Below are 17,664 nucleotides of genomic sequence, written 5' to 3'. Positions count from 1 at the left end.
AACTCAAGTTGCGGCCGCAGAGGGTTCAGCTTGAGAAAGCCGGCCGCCGAGGTTCACAACCAGGCCATATCGTCCATTGGCATTTCTTCCGAGTTGTCAGGCTTTGGGCATCAACATGTTCGTAATATCTGGAAGTTTGACTTGCAGTCCGCCGCGGGTTCACCTCAGCTGCGCCCATTTCGCGGGTGCCTTGATACCGACGGGCTCGGTTGCGGCTGAGCTGATGGCCTTAGCCGGCGGCCCAGTTCGGGGGCTAGCGCCTCGAATTTTTCCCGCAGCTCCTCGGTCAGCGCCCTTGCGTCGGTGTCACTGCCAACCACCCGGGGGTTAAGCAATATCAAGAGCTCAGTCCGTTCCTTGGCGTATTCCGTGCTGCGGAACAGCCCCCCCAAAAGCGGAATATCCTTCAGCACAGGAACGCCAGCGTTGGCCCGATTGGTGCTATCTTGCATCAATCCGCCGATCGCGATCGTGTCGCCGCTTCGTGTCGATACGGTACTTTGGAGGCGGCGCACCGAAATCACCGGGGATTGAACATTGGTAAGCGTGTTCCTGTTGCCAGTGCTGACCTCCTGAAACGTGTCGAGGGTTATGTTACCACCGGCACCGATTCTGGGCGTAACAGCCAAGATCACGCCTGTGTCGCGCATCTCGACGTCGCTCACGACCGGTGAGTTCTCGCTTGCGATCGATTGCGATGATCGCACCAGGATCGGCACCTGATCGCCCACCTGGATCGTGGCGGTTTGATTGTCGACCGCAAGAATGCGCGGCGTGGATACAACCTTGACATCCCCAAGAGCGCCCAGAGCATGTAAGATAACATTCACGTCCGTGCCGGGGAACACATACGACAAACCATTTGGAATTGCGCCCAAGCGCCTAGTGGAGAGAAGATAGTCCACGCCGTAGCGCAGCCCGTCATTCAGCCGCACCTCGGCGACGATGGCTTGGATGAGAACCTGTCGAGGTTTGACGTCGAGTTGACGGATCGCGGCTTCCACGATCTTGTAGTCGTGCGGTGCTGCGAGTACTACGAGCGCGTTCTGTCCGCGGTCCGCATGGATCCGCACCGGCGCCGAGAGGCCGAGACGGTTCGCTGACAACATCGTTAGGTCCACTGGATGCGCTTCGCCGCCGGTCGCATCTGGCATTTCGGCCGGCAAACCTGGCACGTTGACTGGCAGGCTGGGTCGATTGGAGACACCACTTCCAACCGATAGGTTGCCGAACGTTCCCGCGGGCTGTGCATCCGAGACAGCACCGGGCGCCTCAGTGCCGAACGTTTGCGCCAGCACATGCGCCGCCTCCGAAGCCCGCCGGTACAGCAGTGGGCGCACATGAATGTTTGCCGTCGCTTCCGACGCACTATCCAGTTTGATGATCGCCCGGCGGACTTGCTTGAGAGCGGCAGGATCCTCAGCCACAACTAGGATACCGTTCAACCGCTCTAGCGCCGCAAATCGGACGGGCCCCCTCCCTTGGCCATTCTGATTAAATAGCAAGCTGAGTTCTCGTTCCACGCCGGCCGGGCTTGCTTGAGATAACCTATACAACGCGAATGACTTGTGAAGCATGGCATCGGTGTCAAAAAGGCCGACCAGTTCCCGCACAGAGCTCATAGATCCCGGCGGCCCACTGACAACTATGCCGCGCCCTCCGGGCGCCGGCGTGAGACGCACATCCTCCTCAACGCTCGGTCGGATTACCCCGATGATCTCAGCCGGATCGACATACCGAACAGGAACAACTTGAATGTTGCTCTGCATGCCGCCGGCGAGGTCGGCCAAGCGCCCCACCCGAACTCCTTGTTCACCCGCGGCCAGTCCATAGCCGTGCGGCGCCAGCGCCTTGTCGAGCAGCCGCGGCACCTCACTCGCGGGCACCTGGCGAGTTGTATGAAGGGTCATCTCCCCTCCAACGCCAGGATCGATATTGACGGGCATGCCCATAATATCGCGTACGATCTCCTGCACGACCTGGCGAATGTCGGCATCGGTATAGTCGAGGCTCACGCGCCTGCTGTCCGACACCATCGGCAGCTTGCGTTCGACTGTGGCTGCGAATGGCTGCGCCTGCCTCTGCCCCAGCACTTCAAAGCCTCGGGTCTGCGGCTCGCGCGTTTCTCGCAGAGGCGCCGAGTCGGACTGGGCGAAGGAAGGCGAATTCAGCAAAATCCCACGATCGGCAATCGTAGCACTGCCGGAGCACCCCCCTAGAGGTAACAGTAAACAGGGGAGACAAAACAAAGCAGTGTTCCTGCCGGTAGTAGCCATTCGTACAAACCTACTCGTTCACCCTAGATTGTCGGGTCAGAGGTCATTATCCTGTCCCGCCTCAGCCACCAGTCCGCTCTTTACCTGATATTGCCGAGGATGTTCTCCTTGACCTTGCTATCCTTGGCCAACAAGTTGGTCGCCAGTTCAACGGACTGATTTACTTTGTCCATCAGGGATTGCAGGCGAATCAACGACATCTGCGACTCGCTATTCACGGTATCGATGCGCGCCTTTAAATTTGAAATGGCGGCGTCGAAATCCGCCTGATAACCGTTTCCGTTGCCGGCGATAGCGATGCCATTTTTGACCATCCACGGGAAGACACCCTGGGGCTTGCCCTGTGCGTCCTTAAACGAGCCATACCCATGAAATTCCTTGTCGTTATTGGGCCGGCAGACACGAAGCTCGGCTAGAGCGGCGTTCGCTGTCTTCAACCAATCGTTTCGCTTCTTCATGTCTTCGAATTCGTCCCGAAGTTGACTTCCGAGAACATTATATCGCTCTATCTGGAGTAGCAGTGCCAACGTGACCAAGTCGGCTCCACCATCGGCGCCAGTGGACACATTGGCATAAAGTTGAGTTGATAGACTTGAGATTGACATTCGTCACTGATCTCCTGCTCGGGCTTAACTTGGTTCCTGCTCATCCCATGTTGGAGATCTTGCTCCTCGTCTCTGCGTCAGCGCGGCTCACTTCGGAAAGCTTTTCCAGAACATCTTTGATCATCTGTTCATATGCCGATTTGAATTCACTCTCCGTATCGGCACGAGCGCGCATCTTGGTGCCCTCCGCTTCCAGCCTTGCCTTTTCCTCCTGCTCAATCGTCGCCCCCATGTTGAAGGCGGCACCTCCGATTTTACCGACCTCGGTTATGCCCGTGGCGATGCCGCTCCAGACCATCGTCGTTCGCTGGGCGACTTGCTGGGCACTTTGGAGACTGGTCGGGTCGACGCTTGTCTTGTTGAGCGCCGTCGAACCGCCGACCTCCTCCTGGAAACGTGACTGTGCCTTGCTGGCGCCCTTGAGATTGACCCCCGCACCCGCTATTGCGAAGGCGGAGGTTGTGATCGTGCCAACCAGCTGAAATAGCCCGGAAGTGCGAAGCGCCTTGGCAGCGGCGTTTTGCGCCGCGATATCGCAGTCACGCGCAGCCTGACGATCCAATCTGGCAGACTCACGGAATTTCAGATTGAGGCTGTGCAGCAACGCGCCAACTGCATGTATGTCAACTGAGGCGAGCCTCGCTCCCAGAACAGATTCGCTACCGTTTTCTTGGCCCGCGGTATCTGCGAGCGTTGGCACACCGGCCCATGGCAACTTGCAAGGATCGGACGGCGCTGACACCACACCGCCGTCCGTCATATTTATGCGATTGACAGTCGGGGACATAGGCAAGAAGGGCGGATTTTCCAGCGAGGCACCGCCCCACAGATTAAGGCTGTCAATGGGGTTTGTTTGTACGACAGTGTGTAGCATGATACTCTCCTGATGTTGGGATAGACAGTTACGATCGCTAGTCAGCCGATATGTCGTATGACAGTTGAGGCGGATTGACTCTGCTCCTCAATCGCAGCGACAACTGTCTGCGTCATGGTCTTCATGCCGAGGAGCACTTCTTGGATGCGCTTAATTTCATCCTGTTGAAGCTGAGCCAGCCTGGCGAGGAATGCCCTGATGTCCAACGTCTCCGCCTGTGCGTCTGTAGCCTGCTTCTGCTGGACCCCGCTCGCGATTGCCGCTGCGGACCCAGCTACCGAGGCAACGACCTCGCCCACCCAAGCGGCTGTCGAAAGGCGCTGACTTCCCATAACAATCTTCGCCACCTTATCGCTTTGGCTTGTGATCTTCGTGGCAATAGTCGTCGCCGCGCTCCACCCCCCGGACACGGCACCGGCACCTAAGCTGGCGAGTGAACAAGCCAGGACCATGGCAACCGTGATGAACGTAGCCCACCGCATGGCCTGACCCTCCCCCATTCCTTGATCTTCCCTGAGGCTCTTAGCAATGGACTGCGCCAGCTTATCCATGACGCCCGTCTCGTTCAGGATCACCACGGCGGTTGTCACTACTGCGACCGCAATGGCTAAAGCGCCGCCGGTAACTGCCGCCGCTACGCCCGTCAGCGCGACCGCTATCCATCCAAAAATCTTCTTGGCCTTCGAACTCTTCTTCGCATTCCTCAACTTTTCCGCCGCCTCGGTAATGTTACGGGCGATTTTCTCGTTCTGCTCCTTCTGCAGTTCACCCCGGTGTCGTACATCTTCCATGCTCGCGGCAGCCTCGGTGTCGGCCATCTTCATCTTAAGGGCCAGAAACGTTGCGGCCAGCTCCATCGCAGCAAAGGCCCGTGGCGGGGGTAGCGTTGGGACTGCATCCGACGCGGGAGCGTCGCCAGGGATAGGTGGCAGCGCAACTTCAGCCACCGATTTGCAAATACCGGCCAGAGAATTGCTGGTCTGGGCGTCGACCTGAGTCATCACCCCGGCTTTAAATACCGGTCCACCGATCACCTCTGTCATGCTCATGCTATACATTGCCTTCTCCTTTACATTCTGCTTCGGGCCTGAGCCGCCGCAGCATCAGCGACGCGCGCTGAGCGAAAGCTTGATGCTCAGGCTTCCCACCGCTAAGCGCCACTACACTCTCAAGTGCACTCACGGCTGCCGCCGGCTGATCGAGCTTTATGAGGCACTTCGCAGCCTGAAGGGGGATCTGCGGATCCTCGTCACTCAGCAGCGCAGCCAGCCCGTACGCACGCACGGCATTTGCCGAATCGCCCAACATCTGACTGGCAGCACCGAATCCGAACCAGAATCTCGCGTCGATGTACCGGTGCATGCACAGAAAACGAAAGAAGCTTAGCGCCTCACAGTATTTTCCGGCAGAATAGAAACGATGTCCGAGCGCGTAGACTGCCTCGAGCTCGTCATCCGATATCCCGATGACAGCCGCCAAATCCGTACGCCCTGCTATGATCTCTTCCGTAAGCCGCGCCAGCCGTCCAGCCTCAGCATTGTCCATTGTCGCCATCAGCCCTCTCGCTTCTGCATCGGCGCGTCAGACCCTCTGCCGTGTCGGAGGAACGCGAATCCCACCTACCGGCAACTGATTGGACGTGAATGATATGACACCGTCCAGAACCGCATGCCGCTCCCGTATATCGGCTTGCCTAAAACTCTCGTCTTGAGCCTCAACGAAGGCCGAGATGACCTCGCTGCTAATTCCATAATCGCCCAAGAGATCAGCTTGCCGAGCGAGTTGTTCCCGCCCTTCCCTCAAGAAGGTCTCCACCTGCGAGATCGTTTGCCGCACAGCCGCCATGCTCCCATCGAGATCTGCGCTATCCATACGTTCTCGCTTGGGATCGCAGACGTTGCGCCAATGAAGGTCGAGGTCACGGGAGAAGTATGCATCCCTGCAGAGCGGTGACTGCTTGATGCTGCGATTCCGGCGGCAGATTCCATTCCAATGCACGGCTGCCTTGCAGAATGACACGATCCGCTCGCTTATCAACGCCCTATTCCCATGGTCATGATCAATATCAGCCCAAAGCAGCAGAGCACCGCCTCGACCGGCACACAGCGCCACATGGACGGAATCCCAGTAAAGCAGATTCTCTTGGAGCAATTCACGGATCTGCACCTCGTTGTCCGGCACGTTACTTGTAACCTCGCTCGTTAATCGCACCGATCGCACGCCTGTCAGCTCCAGGACGATGCCAATATCATCAACATTGAGTTCAACGCGCTTCACACCCAAGGACGAAGTGGAAGAACAATCGGTATTCTTCAATAAGCACTCCAGAGCCACTAACAGGACATCGTTTGCTGATGTTGGCATGAGACCGGCATTTCCTCTTTCCTCAGGCGCTTTGCTCACAAGATGATCTGGCGGGTTTGCGCGTTGGGGCGCCAGTCTGGTGAACTGCAAAATGGAACCATCTGTCATATTGACGATTATCTGAGGTAATACTGGGAGAGAAATATTACGTCAATATGCACCTATACGCAGGCGAGATCGTATCTGTCCGCCAAGCTTCAGTAGAGGCGATGACATGCTTCTCACGTCCAGCGAGTATATGACGCCGGTATGTAGGTATATCGCCTTTGTATTTGCGCCTGGCAGGGTTTCGAGAAAGATTGGCGGCGAGACCTTGCGACTAGTTGCCTGTTACTACCGAGCAAAGCGCCCGACGGGTTTAGAATCGACGCAATGTTTCTGTGGCCGAGGCCGCAACCCGATCGCGTGCGTTAGCGCAACTCAGCTAGAGAAAGGGAGGCCGATAAGACGATGTCTACTTCGTGTATATCTGTGGCGCCACAGAGCCTCGCCGAGATCGGGGTCAGCCTACGGCGGCATCTCGCCGAAGCGGCATTCCTGGCTTGTATTTCGAACGACGTTGAGCGGGCCAGACGTATTGCGAAAGGACTTGATGCTATTGCGCCGCGCAGCCGGGAGGCCGTCATTGCTTACGCCGTTGCGGATCTGACCGCAGGTGACGTCGAGGCTGCACTGGAGCAGCTAGGTCCCCTGTCCGATGCCAAAGACGCATATGGGATGGTGTTTCAGGCGCTGGCTCTCCATCTTGCCGGACGGCTGAACGAGCGCGATGCCGTGCTCAAGCGGATTCCAGGCGGAGAGACCGACGTCGATGGACTCGTGGCCGCCTTTGGCAAGAACTCGGTCCGATATGCCATAGAAAGGGACATTTAATGAGCGTGAACAGCATCATTCCACGAGCGCTGACGTCTGTGTTGCCAACGGACACTGCCTTGGTGGCGGGAATATCCCCTGAGCCCGTTAACATCGTTCACGCCGCATCCGAGTGGCCGTCGTCACCACAGGACGGCAGGTCGGCCGCTGGTGCAATCAACCAGTTGACCGAGGTGGCGCGCGGCCCTGGCGCCATCCGCACGCCCGGTGACGCCATCCTCAACAGTATGGAGAAGCTAAGCGCCAGCTTTACCCACGCCATGGAAACCACTCGCAGCACCGCTGAGGGGATGGAACCGGGGGAATTCCACTCAAGCGATTGGCTGAGCGCACAGGTCGCGATGTCAGCTTTGTCCCTGCAGTGCGACATTCTGGCCAAGGCGGTCGGTAAGGCCACCCAAAGCCTGGATACTTTCCTGAAAAACCAATGATCAACGCTAGTGGACGTGTGACGTTAGTATTGAAGCAGGTGGCGACACTTCTCGGGTTGTTCACGCTGGTGGGCTGCGGGGCGAAGACCGAGCTCTACCGTAATCTTCCGGCGCATGAAGCTAACGAGATGCTTGCACTCCTCATGCGTCAAGGCCTCAATGTCGATAAAACGATGGACAACAGCGGCACTGCCTCGTTGTTGGTGGATACTATGGACGTTCCCCGTGCCATGGAGGTGTTGAGTGGTGCCGGACTGCCTCACGAACTCTATGCCGATATGGGCAGTCTTTTCAAGAAAGAAGGTATGATCTCATCGCCGACGGAGGAGCGTGTGCGTTACACTTATGGCATCACACAGGAGTTGTCGCGCACCCTGTCTGACATTGATGGCGTGCTCAATGCCCGGGTCCATGTGGTCCTGCCCGAATTGACGGGTGACGATCGACACCCGTCCTTCCCGTCGAGCGCTGCTGTGCTTGTCCGTTACCTACCCGGTGCTACTGTCGATCAGATCGTGCCGAAGATTAAGGAGCTCGTAGCCAACAGCTTGGAAGGTCTGTCCTATGACAAGGTCTCCGTCGTCCTCGTAGAGGCAAGTCAGAATAATGCTTTGCTGCATCGCTTCGATAGAGCCGTCCTCACCAAAAAAGGTAGTGACGCATCTCATCTAGTGATCGGGCTAGGATGCGGCATAGCGGTATTGCTCATCGGCAATGCGGTCCTCGTGTTCCTCCTATGGCATCGGTCCCGTCGGACATCCGCTATGGCAGCTCATGAGGTCAACCCAATCGAACAATTCAGCAGTGATCGCAGCGAGGCCTACAGCGATGTCGGATGAATGGCTTGATGCCCCGTGGGCAACGGCTGTAATCTGCTGCGTTGCCGATCCTGCCGCTGATCTCGATTCTACAATGGCGCATGGTTGGCCCGAATGGATGCCGCTGGATATGGCCCAAGCCGACCCGTTCACTCGTGTCAGGCTTGGACGCTGGCTCCTTCGGGAAAAAACTGATGAACCGTCTACCATCATTTCCGCGGGCGTCGCGCGACGAAGTCGGCTCGCGTTCCTCCCGCCGCAAGACGCCGTGCGCCTTATGCGCTTAGCCGGCGCCTGGGTGGGTGCTTCCGGCCTTACAAAACTCCTTCGGACGAGCGATATTGCGGCGGCGGGCGCAGCCCTCGGAGAAGAAGCCGTCGCATTCGCCCGACAAGCCGTTCTGTTGCCGCGACCGACTGCCGCACTGATGTCGGAGATCGGTGTTTCTGCGAGCCCGTCCGCGGCCGCATTGCTTCACTGCGGCGCGGCGATGTTCGGTCTTGCGATTGGCGCCATCCCGCAAATGCTGCGGGCACGGCTAGGATTGCGCCGTCCCGCGCCGATCTGGAAGACGGTGGTGGAAGCCTGTCGTGACGATACGACTGGCGAGGAAGCCTTTTGTGCGATGCGGCGACTGGGCCGTAAGACGATGGTCACATGGTCACATTGGTTCAACTGACACCTTTGGCCGCCGGCTTCCTCGGCCCTGGGCGAATCTTGCCGGCCGGAAGCGCACAGGCGCTGGTGGACGCCCAGCAACTGCTTATGCAGGCACGGCGCGAAGCCGATGCGCTCATCGATGCGGCGCGCGATGGTGCCAGTGCGATCGAGTCGGCGGCCAAAGAGGCTGGCTTGGCCGCGGCGCAGGCGGAAATCCAGGCTCGTCTGACCGCCATCGCCACGCAGTCTCTGAGGATTATGGCGCAAAATGAGCAGCAGATCGTTGACATGGGGCTGCAGATCGCGCGGCGGATCATCGACACAATCGAGCCGGAGGAGGCGGCGGTGCAGATCGCATTACGCAGTCTTAAATTTGCGGGCCGCAATGCCCTCGTCCGGCTACGCGTAGCACCATCACTCCTCGAGGCGGTCCGCAACCGGTTAGATGACATCCTCCCGACGGCGACATCGCGCGCCGTCGTCGACCTGATTGCCGACGCGCGGGTGAAAGACGCCGGGTGCATTCTGGAGACCGATGCAGGACTGGTCGAAGCCACGATCGAGAGCCAGCTCGCTGCGATCGAAATTGGCCTGCGTAGCGGCCAAGCAGCCTCTAATGTCTGAAAGCATAAGCGATGTCCGAGCCAGCAGAACCGCCCACAGTGGTTATTTCCCCCGCCCACGAGAACATCGACCGTTTCTTCGAGCTCGCAAAAAGTGCAGTTGCGCAGACGCCAACAATGCAAGTCCGCGGCCGTGTCCTTCAGATCGTTGGAACGATAATCCGAGCGACGGCGCCGGGAGCCCGCATTGGTGACCTTTGCACTCTCCGCAACCCCGAGAACGATTTCGAGTTGTCGGCTGAAGTCATCGGCGTGCAGTGCGATGTCGCCATCCTGACACCGCTTGGAGAAATGCTGGGCCTCTCCACGCTCACTGAAGTGATCCCAACGGGAAAGCCCCTCATGGCACCGACCGGCTGGGGCCTGCTCGGCCGCGTACTCAATGGTTTCGGCCAACCTCTCGACGAATCCACCAATGGGCCCCTACTTCCCGGAACCCACGTGCCAATCTCAAGGGACGCACCGAATCCCTTAACCCGGCGTACCATCGACAACGTTCTTCCTGTCGGAATACGGGCGATCGATGGTCTTCTAACGTGCGGTGAGGGACAGCGCATGGGCATCTTTGCCGCTGCGGGTGGCGGCAAGAGTACACTGATCTCAATGCTGGTGCGCGGCGCAGCGGTCGACGTGTCGGTGATAGCGCTGATCGGCGAGCGTGGCCGGGAAGTGCAGGAGTTCATCGAACACAATCTTGGCACAGAAGCGCGATCGAAAGTGGTTCTTGTGGTTGCCACTTCCGACCGCCCCGCAATGGAGCGGGTCAAGGCCGCCTATGTTGCTACGGCGATCGCCGAATGGTACCGCGACCAAGGAAAGCGTGTTTTGCTTCTCATGGATTCAGTCACCCGTTTCGCGCGGGCGCTTCGGGAAATTGGTCTTGCGGCCGGTGAGCCGCCGACTCGGCGTGGTTTCCCGCCATCGGTTTTCGCTTCGCTGCCGCGGCTTGTGGAACGCGCTGGCAACAATCACCTCGGATCCATAACGGCCTTCTACGCCGTGCTCGTGGAAGGGGATGACATGACCGAACCGGTGGCTGATGAAACTCGCTCCATCCTGGATGGTCATATTGTGCTCTCACGCGCCTTGGCGATCTCGAATTTCTACCCCGCTATCGACATACTGGCGAGTGTCAGCCGTGTCATGAGTGCTATCGTTTCCTCCGACCATGAGTGGTTGGCGGGCAGGCTGCGGGAGCTGATGGCCAAATACCACGAGGTGGAGCTGTTGATACGTGTCGGCGAGTACAAGGAAGGAGCCGATCCGCTCGCTGATGCAGCGATCGCCAAGATAGACCAAATACGAGCCTTCTTGCGGCAGCCGACAAAGGAGCAGATCGGCTTCGACGCAATGCTCGATGCACTTGCCACGTGCTTGGCATGATCCCCAACGCCGTACAACGCCTCCTCCAACTGAAGGAACTGCGCCGCCGCCGCACCGAAGATGCACTGCGCCTGCGGCAAGCGGCCCTCGACGAAGCCGTCGCGGCTATCCAAACCGCCACGAGAGACCTGTGCCGATGGCAGGAACACCGACCCAGTCGGGAAGCCGCGCTATACGATCCGTTAATCGGGAAAGCCGCCGCTCTCATTGATCTCGAGGAAGTCAAGGCGAAGATGATCTCGCTACGTCAACACGAGCAGCTGCTTCAAAACCGCCTCGAAGAGGCTATTGCAGAGGCCGACCGAGCTCGGCAGGCACGCGAGCAGGCGTACCACCTCGCACGTGAGGCGTGCCGCGAGGGTAGCAAGTTCGAGGATCTCGCTCGAGTCGTGCGCACAGACGCTAACCTGGAGGAGGAGCGTTCAGTGGATTTGGAATTGGAGGATTTCGCCGAGGGGCTGAACAGTTTCGGCAGCGATCAAAACGATAGCTTGGTAACCTGTCTTCCCAACATTCTGCTTCGGCAACGTTATGCTGGGGAGGATCGATAAGGCCGTGAAGATGTATTGCAACGTTTTCGACACTCGCGAGCGGCAAGGGATCCTTCAACCATTTCGGGGGATTGCGAAGTTCAAAGGCCGCCACTTCAACCAATCTGTGATCCTGTTCTTGCGGGCGCTGGTACCTGGCCTGCGGTCGCTCCAACCGCAAAAAGCCGATCCATTACGACAAGACCCGATACAGGGGGCGGTGGCGCATCGAAGCCGCGTTCTGCAGATTGAAGGACGGGTAGGCGCAGGATACGTGTAAAAACCGGTCACAGTGGTTTGGGCTTAACGTCTGAGGTCTTGGATGTTGAGTTCATTCCAGATCCACGAGAAATCGTAGGTAGCCATAGGGTCGTTCGGGTTTGGTCCGGACGATGATCGCATTTCGAGATATTTGAGCCATTCGGCGACTTTCTGGCGACCGGCCTTGGTGCGGGCGGCGGCGCGTGGCGAGATGTACCGAGCATGCCGACGGGCTCGTCCAGGGTGGCACGATATTGCTTGTCTAGCATGGCGTGAACGAGGGGGGCTGCGATTTCGGGTGGTAGGTCATCTGCCGATGGCCTCTTTCCCTGATGCGCGGCTTTCAGCTGTTCGATGGTCTGGATGGTGGTGAGAGGCGCACGGACCATTCTGCCGAGGATATTTTGCACGAGTTCGGCGCCTCTTTGCGCTCGCTCGGCAGAGTTGACCATGAGGACGAGAAAACGTCCCTTGATTTCGAGATTGCCGAGCACGGGCGTGCCGTCCTCCATGGTGACACCGGCGACCAGCGCATCCGGGTGACCGGGCCTGGTGGAGCCTTTGGCCGGCGGCCACCCGAGCCAGTTCCAGAACCGGGGATTTCTTAGCGGAGATCATCTCTTCCGGCGAAACGATCGGCAATGTCGTTCTCGGTGATGTCCGCTTCGAGGGGAAAGCGCACCTCATGAAACACTATGTCGTCACCATCGCTGTTGCAGACGAGCGGCGGATTGTCTCCGAGCACCTTGGGCAGGGTGTCGAACAGCCAGGCGTGGGTGAACAGCGGCGCTGCCAGGCGCAAGGTGTCATCGTCGAGGATCAGTTTTTTGCGCGATCGCTTTTTGCCGGAGAATTCCTTGAGCCCTTCGAAGAGCGCTTCTGAAGCTTCCATCGAATACGGCAACAGGCCACCGGTAATGACGTTGGTGTCACCGATCTGGACGATGCGCGCTGCGATCTTCTCCCACTGCCGTAAGGTCAGGGTAGCGGTCCCCTCGCTGATCATAATTGGATCGCCGCCGCGTAGAAGATCGCGCGCCAGGAAGGATTTGCCGGGCACGACCTCACTGACTTCGTAAAGACTGATGACGGAGGCGCTGATCGCCTTCAGATAGGTCTTGCTGCGCGCGGTTTCCTTGAATCCCCGGCTTTTGAGATAGATGTCGACGAAGGTCCTGCCGTCCGGCTCGAAGGTCTGGGTGAGGAAGTCCTCGAAGGCGCATCCCCAAAGAGTCATGGCCCAATGGGTGCCGAGGACCTCGCCGATCCCCTCGTGATCGAGGCCGAATTCGTCCATGACGGGCCAGAAGTGGTCGCCCATCACCTCCTCGAACTGAAGCGCCCAGTCGTCCCGGCCGAGGAATTTGACAAGTGCGTTCAGATTGAAGCTGTTTGCATTCATGGTTGTCTCTCCGGCGCCGAAGGGCGCGTGCTATTCCCGTTGCGTGATCGCGCCTGCCTGACGATCTCGCCGAAGCGGCCTCGACTGGCCCGGCCATCGATTGCCTCCTGGATCTTGCGAATGCTGAGATCGGTGGATGCGGCGTCGACGATGAGCGATCCGGCTGACCTGATCAATTTGGCGATCGAGGTTCTGGGCAAGGCCTCGATCGATCTTCCGGCATTCAGCACGCGTGACCGGCTCGCCGGTCACCTGCGCACAAAAGTCCGGACGATGGTCTACGCCCGGAATGCGTCCCGTCTGGGCGAGGAGGAGGTCGCCGTACTCGATAGTCTGCTGGTTGTTCCGCCTGGCGCCGTGATAACCGGCTTCAATCGCCTGAAGCATGCACCCGGTCCCGCGCGCCCCGACACCATCAAGCTTTGGACGGAACGCCTGGGATGGCTGACCGCCATGCTCGATCCCGATCCTCTCCTCGACGGCATCATCCACACCAAGCGCCGCCAATTTGCCGCCCAAGCGCGCAGCATGGAGGTCAGTGATCTTCTGGACATCAGCCGCCCGGGCAAGCGCCACACTCATTCTTTGTCTGGTCCAGCAGGCCCGCGCACAGTGCCGCGACGAATTGATCGAGATGCTGTTGCGCCGGGTTCGCAAAACCCAGAACGCCGCCAGAGAGAAGCTGATCACGGTGTTGGGGCAAGTGCTGGAGAATGCAGGCAGAGCGAAACCGACATGGAGGTTGGCCGTCGGATCAGAGCCGTACTGGCGGAACGTGGCGGCCTCGATCTTCTGTCCGAGCAATGCGAAACTGTTTCGGCCTTTCACCACAACAATGACCTGCCGCTCCTGTGGCCGATTCATGCCAAGGTTCGCGCCCTGCTGTTCAGGCTGCTCGACCTCATGGATATCAAGTCGACGACACGGGATCTCAGCCTGTTGGAAGCGCTGAGCGTCGTTATGGATTACAGGAACGCACGCCGTGACGAACTGGCCTATGACATCGTTCGCCTCGCAGCGCTGGCAAAGTTTTGTGGTCAAGCGCCGCAAAACGGGCGTCATGCTCCATCGGCGTGCCCTCGAAGTCTGTGTGTTCATTCATCTAGCCGATGCGTTGCAAGCGGGCGATCTATTTGTCGCCGGAGCGGAAACCTTTGATGATTATCGCAGCCAGCTTCTGTCCTGGGCGGAATGTGAGGCGCGCCTGGCCGATTATTGCGCCGACCTTGGACTGCCGCGCTCCAGGGAGGAGTTTGCCGCGTGGATGAAAGAGCAGCTGACGGTAGCAACCGCCGCTGTGGACGCCGGCTTTCCGGCGAATACGGAGCTGAGTATCGATGCGAGCGGCGTGCCGCATCTGAAGCAACAGAAGGCGTCCAGCCGGCCAGAGGGGCTTGTCGTCTTCGAAGCCGAAGTGCATGCGCGCATGCGCGAGCGGCACCTGCTCGATATTCTGAAGGACGGCACCAGCTGGACCGCCTTCACGCGCCACTTCGGCCCTCCATCGGGAGCCGATCCGAAGATTGTGAGGGCGTTGGCGCTATATCCTCACCGTGTTCGGCTATGGCTGCAATCTCGGTCCGGTCCAGACTGCTCGTCATGCCGTTGGCATCGCCAGCGCCGACACCCTGCGCCGGCTCAACGCCCAGCATACCGACACGGCCAGGCTCGAAGCCGCCATGACCGACCTGATCAATGCCTATGACCGTTTCGACCTCCCGAAACTGTGGGGTGCCGGTCAGGCGGCGATCGCCGATGGCACGCATATTCCATTGCGCGAGAACAATCTCCTTGGATCCCAGCATATCCGCTACGGCGCTTATGGCGGCATTGCCTATCACCACATCGCCGACAATTATATCGCGCTCTTCACTACCTTCATCCCATGTGGCGTCTGGGAAGCCATCCATATCCTGGACGGGCTCCTGAAAAACCGCTCCACAGTTCAGCCGGACACCCTGCATGCCGACACCCAGGGCCAGAGCGAACCGGTCTTCGGTTTGGCGCGCCTGCTTGGGATAAAGCTGATGCCGCGCATGCGCAATTGGGCAGATGTCATCTTCTACCGCCCCGACAAGTCGGTTTCCTACGATCACATCGACGCACTCTTTGCGCGCGAGATCGACTGGAGCCTGATCGCAACGCACTGGCAGGACATGATGCAAGTGATCCTCTCTATTCAGGCGGGTCTGGTTCTGCTTTCGATGTTGCTGCGAAAGCTCAGTTCGCACAACCGCAAAAACCGGCTTTACCAGGCCTTCCGGGAACTCGGCCGAGTTGAAAGGACGCTGTTTCTGCTGCGCTACATCTCCGATCCGCAGGCTCGGCGCTCCATTCGCGCCGAGACCACGAAGATCGTATCCTTCAATGACTTTCTCGACCGGATTACCTTCGGCGGCCCCGTCATCAAGAGCGGCGATCCGGTCGAGCAGGAAAAGCAGGTCAAATATGCAAGCCTCGTCGCCAACGCCATCATGCTGTCCAATGTCGCTGACTTGACGGACGTGATCAATTCGATGGCTGCCGACGGTCTACCCGTCTCGCCCAAGCTCCCAGCCTCCCTGAGCCCCTATGCCCGCATGAAAATCAGGCGCTTCGGAAAATATCCCCTCGATATGGACGACATGCCGAAACCGCTCGATCCAGCCCCACTGCCGTTCCAAATACCCTTGTGACCGGTTCTTACATGTATCCTGCACCCACCCGTTGAGCGATTGAGAAATTACTGCCGCTGCTAGTAAGAGCGCACCTCGGTTCATCTCGAAACCTTCCCTACCAATGACAAGGGATATCTCTAGCAGGGGTAGAATAATCTCTCCAGATGTCACAATCTAAGCGTTCAGTGTAGCCTGCGGGCCTTCAAGAAGACCCCGGCGCCGAAGTCGGCCAGCTGGTCATTCGCCTCGATTGCAAGTGCGTGATGTTCCGCCAGGCTGATCAGCGCCGCGGCGGTTTCGTGCCGTGTCCAACCGGCGGCTTCCGCCGCGGCTGCCACGGCCTGAAACATATTCTCGATCGCTTTCTCGCAATCGAGGTGTCGATCCGGGTGCGTCGTCGGGCGTTTCGGGTGCGGCATTTTCACAGACTCCCTCATCGGCCGGTTCTCGGAGGCCTTTAAATGAAGAATGCCGCAGCTTTTCATCTTCCGTCCAGGCGCGATATTCGACCTCGGCGACAAGCTCCGGCGAAAGGGCGCTGTCTTCGTGCGGCCGCTGCGCGACTGGCGGCTTGTCCTCCCTGATCGTGTCCAGCAGCTCACGCAGTTTGACCGATTCCTGGTTGCTCCAACCAGTGCCGCAGCCGCCGACGTAGACGAGCCGATCCTTTTTCAGGGCCGCCAGCAGGAGCCGGCCGATCGCGCGGGGCACAGCCGATGGCGGATATCGTTGAAAAACGCAGTGTTTTGAGCGCCGTTGGCGCTCTGCACGCGGTTTTTCGAAGAGTTGGCACGGTGTCTCTCGTTGTGATGCGGTTGGGTGGCTCCAAGCCGCAGGCATTAAATGGCCATGGCGGCGGTTGGCAGGCGTAAGGGCCTGAGCTTCGCCAGCCTCCTGAGGTTTTGCGCCGTTGCTGCCAGGAGGAATTCATCCCGTGCACCACAGGGACCGCGCAGTCTCAGCCTGGCCATTCGAAGAATGCGCTTGAGATGCGCAAAGAGCATTTCCACTTTCTTTCGGCGATGCCGTGAACGCTCATAACCCGACGTCTCTGCAATGGCTCGTGCAACGTCGCGGGAATCCTCATTGAGATCACGGGGCACCTTGCGAGCAACTGCATTCGGGCAGCAGCGCTGTTTCAATTCGCAAGCGTCGCAGTCCTTCTTGCTGGCTCGATAGAGCCGCGTGCCTTCGCTGGTGACGCCTGATCGCGGGATTGCGTAGGTGCGGCGGAACTGAACCAGCTCCTTGCCCGCCGGGCAGGTGTAGCGATCTGCCTCACCATCCCAATTGAAGTCGGCGCGCGAGAACGTCCCGTCTGTCCGGTTGGACTTGTCGAACACAGGAATGTGCGGAGCGATCTCCTTTTCCTTCAGCTCAGACGTCGACTGAAGCGCGCGCCAGGATCGGACTGGCTATCGAGCATGCTGATGCGGAAGAAGACGAAAGTCGTCGCCATCGCCTTGGCGCATCGCATGGCAAGAACAATCTTCGCCGTCCTCAGGGACGGGTCTCGCTACGAGCCGCAAGTCGCCTGACAGGCTCTCGGAATGGCGCTCGATTGAGTGGGACCTGGTTCTCCAAGCGGATATTCATCAGGGCGCGCAGCGATTCCGTTGCACATTCAGACGCCGTATACATGGCCGCAACCGACCTGTTCACCAAATCCGATCCGACACCCTTGACCCGCAGGAGCCATCCATACACGGATTGAAGTCGGGCCCATAGGGCGGCAAGAAGAAGTTCGCATCCGCAGCGTCAATGGCCTGCCGGATGCCATCTGCCTTGTGGGCCGGCAGGTTGTCCATGACGACGATGTCGCCGGGCGTGAGGGTCGGCACGAGAACCTGCTCGACATAGGCCCGGAAAGCCACTCCATTCATCGCCCCGTCAAGGACCATCGGCGC

Annotated in this window: 14 protein-coding genes and 6 pseudogenes; 9 read left to right on the top strand and 11 right to left on the bottom strand. The window is 59.0% G+C overall.

Annotated elements, in window-relative coordinates; genetic code table 11:
- Window positions 1–164: 164 nt before the first annotated feature.
- The 6 genes from ILFOPFJJ_RS33830 to ILFOPFJJ_RS33805 form a co-directional block, all read right to left on the bottom strand.
- The gene (locus tag ILFOPFJJ_RS33830) at window positions 165–2,015 is read right to left on the bottom strand and encodes a secretin GspD/PilQ domain-containing protein (protein ID WP_173514756.1); all 1,851 of its coding nucleotides are present in this window, start codon (window positions 2,013–2,015) and stop codon (window positions 165–167) included.
- 341 nt (window positions 2,016–2,356) lie between these two features.
- Window positions 2,357–2,881: a hypothetical protein gene (locus ILFOPFJJ_RS33825; protein ID WP_173514755.1), complete on the bottom strand. Its 525-nt coding sequence runs from the start codon at window positions 2,879–2,881 to the stop codon at window positions 2,357–2,359.
- Window positions 2,882–2,921: 40 nt separating this feature from the next.
- On the bottom strand, window positions 2,922–3,755 hold the full coding sequence (locus tag ILFOPFJJ_RS33820) for a hypothetical protein (RefSeq protein ID WP_173514754.1): 834 nt from the start codon (window positions 3,753–3,755) through the stop codon (window positions 2,922–2,924).
- A 41-nt stretch (window positions 3,756–3,796) separates the two neighbouring features.
- Window positions 3,797–4,813: a hypothetical protein gene (locus ILFOPFJJ_RS33815; RefSeq protein WP_173514753.1), complete on the bottom strand. Its 1,017-nt coding sequence runs from the start codon at window positions 4,811–4,813 to the stop codon at window positions 3,797–3,799.
- Complete coding sequence (locus tag ILFOPFJJ_RS33810) at window positions 4,806–5,309, bottom strand: SycD/LcrH family type III secretion system chaperone (protein ID WP_173514752.1); 504 nt, start codon at window positions 5,307–5,309, stop codon at window positions 4,806–4,808. The genes ILFOPFJJ_RS33815 and ILFOPFJJ_RS33810 overlap by 8 nt, the downstream gene beginning before the upstream one ends.
- A gap of 27 nt (window positions 5,310–5,336) precedes the next feature.
- On the bottom strand, window positions 5,337–6,071 hold the full coding sequence (locus tag ILFOPFJJ_RS33805; RefSeq protein WP_173514751.1) for a hypothetical protein: 735 nt from the start codon (window positions 6,069–6,071) through the stop codon (window positions 5,337–5,339).
- 498 nt (window positions 6,072–6,569) lie between these two features.
- Between ILFOPFJJ_RS33805 and ILFOPFJJ_RS33800 the strand changes: the two genes are divergently transcribed.
- The 7 genes from ILFOPFJJ_RS33800 (at window position 6,570) to sctO (ending at window position 11,458) form a co-directional block, all read left to right on the top strand.
- Window positions 6,570–6,992, top strand: a complete 423-nt coding sequence (locus ILFOPFJJ_RS33800) for a hypothetical protein (RefSeq protein WP_173514750.1) — start codon at window positions 6,570–6,572, stop codon at window positions 6,990–6,992.
- The gene (locus tag ILFOPFJJ_RS33795; RefSeq protein ID WP_173514749.1) at window positions 6,992–7,423 is read left to right on the top strand and encodes an EscF/YscF/HrpA family type III secretion system needle major subunit; all 432 of its coding nucleotides are present in this window, start codon (window positions 6,992–6,994) and stop codon (window positions 7,421–7,423) included. Before ILFOPFJJ_RS33800 ends, ILFOPFJJ_RS33795 begins: the two co-directional genes overlap by 1 nt.
- A complete protein-coding gene (sctJ, locus tag ILFOPFJJ_RS33790; protein WP_173514748.1) occupies window positions 7,420–8,262 on the top strand; it encodes a type III secretion system inner membrane ring lipoprotein SctJ in 843 nt (280 codons plus the stop codon). Before ILFOPFJJ_RS33795 ends, sctJ begins: the two co-directional genes overlap by 4 nt.
- Window positions 8,263–8,518: 256 nt before the next feature.
- Window positions 8,519–8,920 carry a hypothetical protein gene (locus ILFOPFJJ_RS33785; RefSeq protein WP_210267709.1) on the top strand — a complete coding sequence of 134 codons (402 nt, stop codon included), beginning with the start codon at window positions 8,519–8,521 and terminating at the stop codon, window positions 8,918–8,920.
- Complete coding sequence (locus tag ILFOPFJJ_RS33780; RefSeq protein WP_173514746.1) at window positions 8,908–9,525, top strand: FliH/SctL family protein; 618 nt, start codon at window positions 8,908–8,910, stop codon at window positions 9,523–9,525. The genes ILFOPFJJ_RS33785 and ILFOPFJJ_RS33780 overlap by 13 nt, the downstream gene beginning before the upstream one ends.
- Window positions 9,526–9,536: 11 nt before the next feature.
- Entirely contained in the window at window positions 9,537–10,907 is a 1,371-nt protein-coding gene (sctN, locus tag ILFOPFJJ_RS33775; protein WP_173514745.1) for a type III secretion system ATPase SctN, read from the top strand.
- Window positions 10,904–11,458, top strand: a complete 555-nt coding sequence (gene sctO, locus ILFOPFJJ_RS33770; protein WP_173514744.1) for a type III secretion system stalk subunit SctO — start codon at window positions 10,904–10,906, stop codon at window positions 11,456–11,458. Before sctN ends, sctO begins: the two co-directional genes overlap by 4 nt.
- A gap of 282 nt (window positions 11,459–11,740) precedes the next feature.
- Here sctO and ILFOPFJJ_RS33765 read toward each other — a convergent pair.
- A pseudogene (locus ILFOPFJJ_RS33765) lies at window positions 11,741–13,100 on the bottom strand (DUF7986 domain-containing protein).
- Window positions 13,101–13,235: 135 nt separating this feature from the next.
- Here ILFOPFJJ_RS33765 and ILFOPFJJ_RS36705 point away from each other — a divergent pair.
- Window positions 13,236–15,775: pseudogene (locus tag ILFOPFJJ_RS36705) on the top strand (Tn3 family transposase); the annotation flags it as partial.
- A 164-nt stretch (window positions 15,776–15,939) separates the two neighbouring features.
- Here ILFOPFJJ_RS36705 and ILFOPFJJ_RS33755 read toward each other — a convergent pair.
- The 3 genes and pseudogenes from ILFOPFJJ_RS33755 to ILFOPFJJ_RS33745 form a co-directional block, all read right to left on the bottom strand.
- Window positions 15,940–16,176 carry a hypothetical protein gene (locus ILFOPFJJ_RS33755; protein ID WP_173514743.1) on the bottom strand — a complete coding sequence of 79 codons (237 nt, stop codon included), beginning with the start codon at window positions 16,174–16,176 and terminating at the stop codon, window positions 15,940–15,942.
- An 85-nt stretch (window positions 16,177–16,261) separates the two neighbouring features.
- Window positions 16,262–16,597 (bottom strand): annotated as a pseudogene (locus tag ILFOPFJJ_RS33750) (ATP dependent DNA ligase); the annotation flags it as partial.
- Window positions 16,597–17,133 (bottom strand): annotated as a pseudogene (locus tag ILFOPFJJ_RS33745) (transposase); the annotation flags it as partial. The pseudogenes ILFOPFJJ_RS33750 and ILFOPFJJ_RS33745, both read right to left, overlap by 1 nt.
- Window positions 17,134–17,157: 24 nt before the next feature.
- On the opposite strand from ILFOPFJJ_RS33745, the pseudogene ILFOPFJJ_RS33740 reads away from it, so the two are divergent.
- A pseudogene (locus ILFOPFJJ_RS33740) lies at window positions 17,158–17,295 on the top strand (IS110 family transposase); the annotation flags it as partial.
- Window positions 17,296–17,463: 168 nt separating this feature from the next.
- Here ILFOPFJJ_RS33740 and ILFOPFJJ_RS33735 read toward each other — a convergent pair.
- Window positions 17,464–17,664 (bottom strand): annotated as a pseudogene (locus tag ILFOPFJJ_RS33735) (transposase); the annotation flags it as partial.

Source organism: Sinorhizobium psoraleae (assembly GCF_013283645.1).
Lineage (GTDB): Bacteria > Pseudomonadota > Alphaproteobacteria > Rhizobiales > Rhizobiaceae > Sinorhizobium > Sinorhizobium psoraleae.
Note: the sequence above shows the minus strand (reverse complement) of the source record. Positions and strands in the feature narration are given on the sequence as shown.

Bases quoted from the DNA above. Each gene is read 5' to 3' on its own strand.
- ILFOPFJJ_RS33825 (WP_173514755.1), bottom strand. From the start codon at position 2,881: ATGTCAATCTCAAGTCTATCAACTCAACTTTATGCCAATGTGTCCACT.
- ILFOPFJJ_RS33820 (WP_173514754.1), bottom strand. From the start codon at position 3,755: ATGCTACACACTGTCGTACAAACAAACCCCATTGACAGCCTTAATCTG.
- ILFOPFJJ_RS33815 (WP_173514753.1), bottom strand. From the start codon at position 4,813: ATGTATAGCATGAGCATGACAGAGGTGATCGGTGGACCGGTATTTAAA.
- ILFOPFJJ_RS33810 (WP_173514752.1), bottom strand. From the start codon at position 5,309: ATGGCGACAATGGACAATGCTGAGGCTGGACGGCTGGCGCGGCTTACG.
- ILFOPFJJ_RS33800 (WP_173514750.1), top strand. From the start codon at position 6,570: ATGTCTACTTCGTGTATATCTGTGGCGCCACAGAGCCTCGCCGAGATC.
- ILFOPFJJ_RS33795 (WP_173514749.1), top strand. From the start codon at position 6,992: ATGAGCGTGAACAGCATCATTCCACGAGCGCTGACGTCTGTGTTGCCA.
- sctJ (WP_173514748.1), top strand. From the start codon at position 7,420: ATGATCAACGCTAGTGGACGTGTGACGTTAGTATTGAAGCAGGTGGCG.
- ILFOPFJJ_RS33785 (WP_210267709.1), top strand. From the start codon at position 8,519: ATGCGCTTAGCCGGCGCCTGGGTGGGTGCTTCCGGCCTTACAAAACTC.
- sctN (WP_173514745.1), top strand. From the start codon at position 9,537: ATGTCCGAGCCAGCAGAACCGCCCACAGTGGTTATTTCCCCCGCCCAC.
- sctO (WP_173514744.1), top strand. From the start codon at position 10,904: ATGATCCCCAACGCCGTACAACGCCTCCTCCAACTGAAGGAACTGCGC.
- ILFOPFJJ_RS33755 (WP_173514743.1), bottom strand. From the start codon at position 16,176: ATGCCGCACCCGAAACGCCCGACGACGCACCCGGATCGACACCTCGAT.